Raw genomic sequence first — 8,644 nt, forward strand, 5'->3', positions numbered from 1 at the left:
AAACCCACTGCACCTGACGGGCGGCGTTGCCATCGGCCCGGTAGCTTTGTTGCTGCACCAGCTGGTCACCGTCCCAGCGATAGTGGACGCGGGTTATTGCGGTAAGTTGGCTCACCTGACCCTCCCGCTCCTTGCAGATACGCCGACCAAAGGGGTCGTAGCGGTAACGCCAGCGGCTACCATCTGGCAGGATGACCCGTTGCAGGCGGTCAAAGCCATCCCACTCAAATTGTGTGGTCTGAGGCCGGAAACCGGGGCGTGATACCACCTTCTCACTGAGCCGACCGCACTTGTCGTAGCGGTATTGATTGGGCCCTATCTGGCTGACCCTGCCCGCTGCGTCATAACGGCGCAGGGGCTCGGCCTGCGCCTGCTGGCTGGACAGCGGTTGCCCATCGCTTGGCAGAATATGGGAGAGCTCGCAGAGGTTCAGCTCGCTGTCATAACCAAATAGCCGAGCCTGACGCTCGTGACCGCGCTTGCTGCGCTCGGCCACCACCTGGCCGTTGCCATTGAGCTTCCAGCCCTGTTCACCCCAGTGGCTGTCGTTAACCCCAACCAGCCGGTCGAGGGCATCATACTGGTAATGACGCGACAGAGTGTCTGGCACAGCGCCACTCGCTGGCACCAGGGATTGAGAGAGCAAAAGCCCGGTGGAGCTCCACCCTTGATTGAGGGCAAACCCGGCCTCGCTCTGACGCACCTGCTCATGCCCTTGCCGGTCGTGAGCAAACTGCAGGGGCTGGCGGCTACCCACGGTGAGCTGGGTCAGACGCCCTTGCTGCCAGGACAGCCCCAGCGGCGCCAGCAAGCCGGTGATGGCCTCACGCTGGCCCGCCTCGCCATAATGGCTCTCTATCGTCTCGCCATTGACGCGCTCGCAGACCACCCGGCCCAGTGCATCCCACTCGTATTCCACCACCGCATCGGCGTTGCTGGCCCGCAGCAGACGACCGGCGGCATCATAAGCAAAGTGGGTTTCACTCTCTTTTGCCCTCGCCGTCGGGTCACTATGCTCGCCCTGGGCTCGCCAGGCTTCAATTCGAGCCAGTCGCCCCAACACATCATAGTGATAGTGCAGCTCGCGATGATCCGGTGCCCGGCGCAGTATTAACTGTCCCGCCACATCGTAACGGTAGTCATAGCGACGCCCGTCATAGTGCACTTCCGTTGCGACCCGGCCGCAGGCATCAAACTCATAGTGCCAGTGATGCCCCTGACTGTTGGTGACACCGGCAAAATCGCTCTCGGCGTTGTAGTGATAGCGGGTAGTGGCACCCAGCGGGTCGGTTACGCTCTGAAGGTTGTCAAAGGCGCCATAGGTCAGTTGGTGGTGATGGCCCAGCGCATCGGTCAGCCGAACCAGATTGCCTTCGATGTCGTAATCAAAGCGACTCTCGGTACCATCTTCATAGATGACCTTGCTGGGTTGCCGAGCGTGGTGACGATACTCCCAGCGACGTACCAAAGCACCTTGTTCACCCTCCTGATAACGGGCGACCAGACGGTCTTGCTGGTCATAGACAAACCGCCAGGGAACGCCGTTAGCTGGCTCGTAACGAACCGGCAAGCCTTGCTCCCCATAATGCCACTGGCTGCGCTGACCAACCGAGTCGGTCACCGCAGCCAGCAAGCCCTGAGGAGTATATTCATGACGCCAGCACTGACCCAGCGGGTTAGTCACCGCCTCAACGAGCCCCTGAGGGTTATAGCTGTATTGCCAAGGCTGACCGAGCGGGTCGATATAGGCCAGCAGCCTGCCCGCGTCATCGTAGCCATAACGGTGGGCACTGCCATCGGGTAAGGTCACGCACGTCACTTGACCCCACGCGTTGCGTTCAAACTCGGTGCGCTGACCCAGGGGGTTAACCAGTGCAGTCAACTGATTGTTCACCCATTCAAAGCGGGTCTCGCCGCCATCCGGCTCACGGCGTAGCAGGATATTGTTGCGCTCATCGCGCACATAGGCGGTGACGCCACCAAAAGCGCTGTGGTAATAGCTGGTGAGATTGGCATCATCATAACGGAAATGGTCTTTCCAATAGTCGCCTGCACAGCGGTTGGCCAGACAGCGGCCTTGCGAGTCATAGTCGTGTTCGACCCAGGTTTGGGCTAGATCACTCCAACGGATGAGCCACCCTTGCGGTGAGTATTGGTAATCAAAGCTGCGTCCGGCACCCGCCCTGACCCGCAGCAAGGCGCCGCTGTCGTCATATTCATAACGGGACAGCTCACGAGGTGGGTCAAACTCCGACACCACCAGGGTAAGCGCAGAGACGTTGCGCCCCTGATGGCTGACCCGAATATGGCGACCATCGGCCAACAAGATGCGCACCAGGCGGCCCCGCTCCCACACCCAACGTACCTGGTTGCCACTGGCATCACTCATGGATGTGAGATAAAGGTGGGGGCCACGGGCATGCTCGAAGCCATAACGACGACCATCCAGATGGTGCAGTTGCAGCAGCCCTTTGAAGCGGGTCAACCGCCACTCCGGGTTGGAGGGGCTGTGTGCCCACTCACCTTCGTCAGGCAGGGTAAAGAAGGCCTGGTTGAACTCGCCATCGGTGAAGATGACCATGCCCTCTTGCAGCTCCAGCGACATATCCCATTCCGTGCGCCAGAGAGTCCCCAGAATACCCGGACGACGTTGCCCACCCGAGCGGTAGTAACGGGCCAATCCGACTGGCAACAAGCTGGCCAGGCGCCAATCTTCGCGCTGTTCAAACACGAAACCGGTGGCCATATCGACCGGGTCACTAGCGCATTGTGTATTTTTTGACACGGCACAGTTATTACCATCTGCCTGCCCGGCGCGGGTCTTTTCGGCGGGTGGTTTACCTGCATCATGTCCCTCGCCCTTGTTGCGACCGGCATTAAAGCCTTCTGGCACTTCGGCTCGCCCCTTAGCCCTAGGTGAACCGGTGACACGTGTCACAACCTTGCCAATAAACTCGTCAAATTTCGCAGCGATATAGGCAAGGGATGCATCAAATTTTGCCGAGAGTTTTGCCAGTGCATGGATAATCCCGGTGATTTGCTCCTTCATCATGGCAATTAGCCAGCGGTTGCTGGCAGGGTCTATCAGCATTTTTTTCAATGCTGCAATCACCTGCTGCAAAATGGCTTTGGCTTGTTGACCATATTTCTTTATCTCGGCTCGCAGCTTCATCAGCCCTTTAATCAGATTGCCATTGGAAAGACTACGAATAATTCGTATCGCCTTCTGGATTTCTTTCACATCCCCCAATGCCCTGATAATGGCTCGTCCACTGATTTTGATGGCATCCCCAAAGCCAGGTATCACTCCAATCAGGTTCAAGACGCCGTCGGCCACATGCAGATTATCACCCAGCTTGGCCGGTGTTTTGTAAGTGTCATAACCCCACTCACCAATGGAGTAGAGGTCGATGACCTGACCAACCACTGGCACAAATCCGAGCAACACTTCGCACACCAGGAGCACCGCTTCATTACTACTGGCCTTGTCACCCAATTCTGCAGCAAGACTGTGGTGTATCTTGTTGACCGCTACTTTAAGCTCGCGGCTGCCTTTGTTAATTTTTTTATCCAGTGCCCAAAAGCGCTTGTAAGCCTGGTTGTACTTATCCGGGACACTATTGAATATTCCACCGAGCATGCCGACGTTATCGACATCCACCTCATCTGCATCACTGTCAGAGGCGTCATACTCAATCAATCCTTGCTGACGCAAAATGAGAAACAGTGTGAAGTATTCACCTGCCAACGCAGCATAAGCGGGGTTGGATTGAAACACTGGGTTATTTTGTAGCGTTTCCTTGGGTTTAAATTCGTCACTTCCTTCTTCCAATAACAACTCGAAGGTGCCACACCCCATATCATAAATTCGACACAGCCCCTTGCTATCCGTTTTTCCTTTTATAACAGTCTTGTTACTGTCGGTCAGTACAAACGGTGCATTGGGAACAGGTTTACCATCATCATAGTGATAATGAATAATCACTTCGCAGCCACATTTTACGCAACCACCTGAGATGATGTTATCGGTTGAGAAGTTCTTTTTGGCTGCTTCATCACTGGACAGCAAACTGGCTGTTTTATTTTTATTCATGATTCCCTCAACCTATCCCTTATCCAACACGCAAAGTGCTTGCTCAAATAACCTGTCCATGCGGCTTTGTTGCCCAATTAATTCAGCCGGTTCAGCCATTATTTTTTTTGCCCAGGGAAGCGCCATAAATTCCGCAGGCATTTCCAGCTTTAGGCTCAAGAAGCGAATGACATCCTGCTGATTTTTGAACCCATGGGAGAACGCCTCTTGTTCGCCGTCTTTGATAAAAGAGAATAATTGCTCTGGTTGCCACCCCTTAACCACCGGATGATGCGCCTGGATATGTGCGGCATACTCATCGTGTGCAATGCTGTCTGACAGCGAGTTCAATGCAGTCCACTGTACGGGTGATAACTGTTGCGGTGCATGCCCAGCGAGGTCATGTTCGACCCGGTCAATAATCTGGAGATACTCACAACTCCCCTCCGGTGACATATCAATGATGGTGGCGATGGGACCAAACAGCGCAGTGGTCTCAGCAGGGGAGCTTGCCATCAAGAGGGGTTTGACCACCTGCCAATCACTGAGCCGCAAGATGGCAGTTTCATCTTCAGGGGTTGTTATCCAGGACCACTGGCGCAGATGTGCCAGTAATGCTTGCAACTGTTGTAGCGGCGTATAGGCCAACATGAACCAGTCGAGTTGTAGCAGCAGTCCCCAGCCTGGTTGATGGATGACAAGGCGCTGGAGTTCTGGCCAATTTCGTCGATGAACGGGGATGAGATAAGGGGAAATAGTGCTATGCAGCTTTCCCGTCTCTCCCCAATACAACCTGGTCTGCTCAAGGCTACCGCCCCATTTTTCTGCCAGGCTAGGCACAGCCTCGTTGATGGCCGCTTCGGCAAACATGAACAAACCTTGCCCATCAAGCAACTGCTGCAACTCATCATCCTGATACTTGCCAGATATCATCACCTTTTTTGCCTTCACGTCTTACGCTCCTTTGTCGTCAGCCAGGCCAAACATCCATTCACGTCGATGGAAGTGGGTCCGTGAATCACTGACCAGCGCGGCATCCATTTTGAATTTTTTAATGGCCATCGATAACGAATAGTGAGAAACCAATTTAATAAACTGAGGGTGCCGATAATAATCCGAACCTATGATCCAGCAGTGTGCCGACCAGGACTCCCACTCATCTTCAGATGCAGCAGGATAAAACTCATTTGCCAAAAGAATACCGCTTATGAAACGCTGCTCTAGCCATGTTATATCCAGCAAAAATGGATAGTATTCACTGGCTCTAACGAATAAAGCTTTGGTCAAATATTGGTAACGCGCTTGGTTGGTCAGTACGCGATAAGCCTCGGTGCTCAACCTGTTTTCATATACATGCAACGGTATATTTTGAGCCGAAACTGACATACTAATACACTCAAACTGTGAGTTTGAATAACATGTATCGACTACTTCGGGAATATATATCTTCCCAAAAGGAGATTCAAACCTCTGCCTCATTGACACATCTGCCATTGACAGCCAAGTTTTTAGCGTAGCCGGTTCATGAAAGGGGAAGAAGAAATGCCGACCATCGGGATAAACACAAGTATGACGATGTAAGCAAGCTTGCTGTATGTCGTCTATTTCGGCTGTTGCCGTGAACAACACAACCCCCGTACCAGGGTAGTGTTGATGGGATAAAAGCCATAACAACAGGCTTTCTGTTGCTGAACCTTCTTTTATAGAAAGCAATAGTAATTCAGTAACCGGATAGCACTGCACACCATAGTCATTGGGCAATAGCCGCCACTCTTCTTGGCATTGTCGATACAGAGTTTTCCAATAAGCCATGCAGCCATCGAACCTACTGACATCAATAATGGCATATACATTGGCAGCCTCATTCCTGACTATGTCGAATATAGGTAATGACATTAGAACCGATTGCCTAGTTATTAAATTAATTGGAGGTATTTATCACATCTAAACATGACAAATAACTTAGTGATGAGAAGAGCGATAATGAGAGTGGGTGTATGGTGTCGGTGAAGTCACAGAAAACATTACCTTCAATGTCGAGGTTATAGGGCAGTCTTTCCTGCCCCATTGGTCTCACATCACTATATCTTCTCACCCTTGGCCCAACGTTCGCGTACTTCAGCAGGCGTCAACGGAGGGAATTTAATACCTTTATCTACCAAAAACTGTTTCACCTTAAGCGCCCAAGGATACTGTGGTGATGACTTATCCATCAGTGACAGGCTATCTTCCACCGAGAAAGCCAAATCAGAGCCCCCGCTGTCTCTCATCCGGTAATCAGCTCCGTGCTGTAACAGCCAGTAAACAACTTCATATTGATTGATATAGGCGCCATACAATGCGCTATTACTACCTGGACCATCAGTCAAATTAAGATCTGCACCACGTTCCACCAATAACTTGATATCGGCCCAACGTGCTTCACCGATAGCATTGAAGATGGCAGGTTCATGATCACCATTGAGTGAGTTAGGGTCGCCACCGGCATCCAACATCATTCTTAGTAAGTTGGGGTATTTAGAGCCGGCGACCATAGCCACACAATTGCCACCAGTACCAAATTTGAAATTAGGATCTGCCCCCAGTTTCAACGCCAGCTGAATAGCTTTTTCATCTTTAGTGTTGACCAACCAAAGCAATGGAGTTGCTCCCGGAGGCTCTATATCTCTAATATTGAGATCAACACCTTGTTCAATTAACCGGCGCGCCGTCGTTTCATCACCACGCTGAATGGCTTCCAGAACTTTCACTACTGGGGCAGGGAAAAACTCATCGGCTTGCATACTTTTCCCTCCTACTTGGCACGCAAATAACATGCTCAGTATGGTGCCCCAGAAACTCGTCAGACAGTATCTCGACCTCAAGTTAGACCTTCTCACCCTTGGCCCAGTGTTCGCGTACTTCAGCAGGTGTCAACGGGGGAAATTTCACACCTTGGTCAATCAAAAACTGTTTCACCTTGAGCGCCCAAGGGTACTGAGGCGAGGACTTATCCATCAGTGACAAGCTATCTTCTACGATGTAGGCCAGATCGGCGCCTACAGCAGCTCGTATCCTAAAATCGGCGCCATGCTGTAACAACCAGTAGACAACTTCATATTGATTGATAAATGCACCATATAACGCACTATTACGGCCAGGACCATCAGTCAAATTAAGATCTGCACCACGTTCCACCAATAACTTGATATCAGCCCAACGCGCCTCACCGATCGCATTGAAAATGGCTGGCTCCTTAGTACCACTAAGTGAGTTAGGGTCGCCACCGGCATCCAGCATCATTCTTAGTAAGTTGGGGTATTTAGAGCCGGCGACCATAGCAACACAATTGCCACCAGTACCAAATTTGAAATTAGGATCTGCCCCCAATTTCAACGCCAGCTGAATGGCTTTTTCATCTTTAGTGTTGATCAACCAAAGCAATGGCGTTGCTCCCGGGGCTTCTGTATCTCTAATATTGAGATCTACTCCTTGTGCAATCAACCGGCGCGCCGTCGTTTCATCGCCACGCTGAATAGCATCCAGCACGCTGACAACTGGTGCAGGAAAAAACTCACTGGCCTGCATACTGTTTCCTCCCACTTGGCATGCTGATAACAAACCCAGCACTCCTATGCAGAGTACTTTCAAACGAGAAACCCATATCATTTTACTCCTCCAAGTTTGCTGGTAATGGTACCGATATCCTCACTCTTCTGCCCTTCAATCCCGGCAATCACTTGATCCATACCGTGGCGAGCTATGGGGTTTCCCCCTTGCGAGGGCAAGGGTAACATCTTGCCAGCAGCAGGGGGGAGCGCCCCTCCTGCCAGCAGCAGGCTTCCCAAGGCACCACCAACAGCAGCCCCGCTCGAGCCCCCTATCGCACTGCCAATGCCGGCAAACAGAGTGGGGACGGCCAGCTTTCCCAACCCTTGTCCCATGGTAAGCACCTCACCGTCCACCGCCTGAGTTGTGATCAGCTCCCCTATCTTATCCAACGGCAGCCCCCCTTTTCGGCTGACGGTATTGGCATGTAAACCGGCAGCGTTGAATGTATACCCAGGTATTCCGGTAACACCAACGCCAGCTGAAGTTAACCCTCCACCCAATGAGTGGCCAACTGCCACAAGCGGTGAGGATGGCGAAGCCACTGCAAGTTTCACTTGCCGAGCCAGATCCATCGCCTTATTGTATTGTTTGGTTTCTGCTCCAACTAATCCTTGAGCAATGTTCGTCATCCAATCCATTTTACCGGTCACCGGGTTGTTGGTGCCCCGATAGGTGAGCATGGTTTCGTTGTTGACAGAGGACTTAAATAAAGCCGCTCCAAATCCGCTCTCTTTATCAGTAAATTCGGCCGCCTCTAAACCAGGAATTTTTTTTGTATCAATCAGCTCGAGTCCAACGGGTGCTGCAGGCAAGTCAGTTAGCGCACCGCGATTAAATTCATCAACGGCATAGACATACTGCGCAGCCTCAGCACGTAGGATACTGTCATTGTTAAAGCCCAGACGTTTACCGGCATCTGCCAATCCCGGTACCTTGGCGGCGCGCTCGGATAATTGTTTACGCGCCTGATAGCGCAGCTTG

Annotated in this window: 6 protein-coding genes; all 6 read right to left on the reverse strand. The window is 52.1% G+C overall.

Annotated features, from left to right (window positions below; all coding sequences use genetic code 11):
* A partial coding sequence (locus tag AACT07_RS22045) for a DUF6531 domain-containing protein (protein WP_253182291.1) occupies positions 1-3,778 on the reverse strand: 3,778 nt, incomplete at its 3' end.
* A gap of 327 nt (positions 3,779-4,105) precedes the next feature.
* Positions 4,106-5,023 (reverse strand): DUF4123 domain-containing protein, encoded by a 918-nt coding sequence (locus AACT07_RS22050; RefSeq protein WP_069530057.1) that lies wholly within the window; start codon positions 5,021-5,023, stop codon positions 4,106-4,108.
* Positions 5,024-5,026: 3 nt separating this feature from the next.
* Positions 5,027-5,968 carry a DUF4123 domain-containing protein gene (locus tag AACT07_RS22055; RefSeq protein ID WP_139123938.1) on the reverse strand — a complete coding sequence of 314 codons (942 nt, stop codon included), beginning with the start codon at positions 5,966-5,968 and terminating at the stop codon, positions 5,027-5,029.
* A 185-nt stretch (positions 5,969-6,153) separates the two neighbouring features.
* Positions 6,154-6,855 (reverse strand): ankyrin repeat domain-containing protein, encoded by a 702-nt coding sequence (locus AACT07_RS22060; protein WP_069530059.1) that lies wholly within the window; start codon positions 6,853-6,855, stop codon positions 6,154-6,156.
* Between the two features lie 82 nt (positions 6,856-6,937).
* Entirely contained in the window at positions 6,938-7,639 is a 702-nt protein-coding gene (locus AACT07_RS22065) for an ankyrin repeat domain-containing protein (RefSeq protein ID WP_069530060.1), read from the reverse strand.
* A gap of 77 nt (positions 7,640-7,716) precedes the next feature.
* A partial coding sequence (locus AACT07_RS22070) for a DUF6792 domain-containing protein (protein ID WP_069530062.1) occupies positions 7,717-8,644 on the reverse strand: 928 nt, incomplete at its 5' end.

This window comes from Aeromonas sp. ANP5 (assembly GCF_963870295.1).
GTDB lineage: Bacteria > Pseudomonadota > Gammaproteobacteria > Enterobacterales > Aeromonadaceae > Aeromonas > Aeromonas veronii.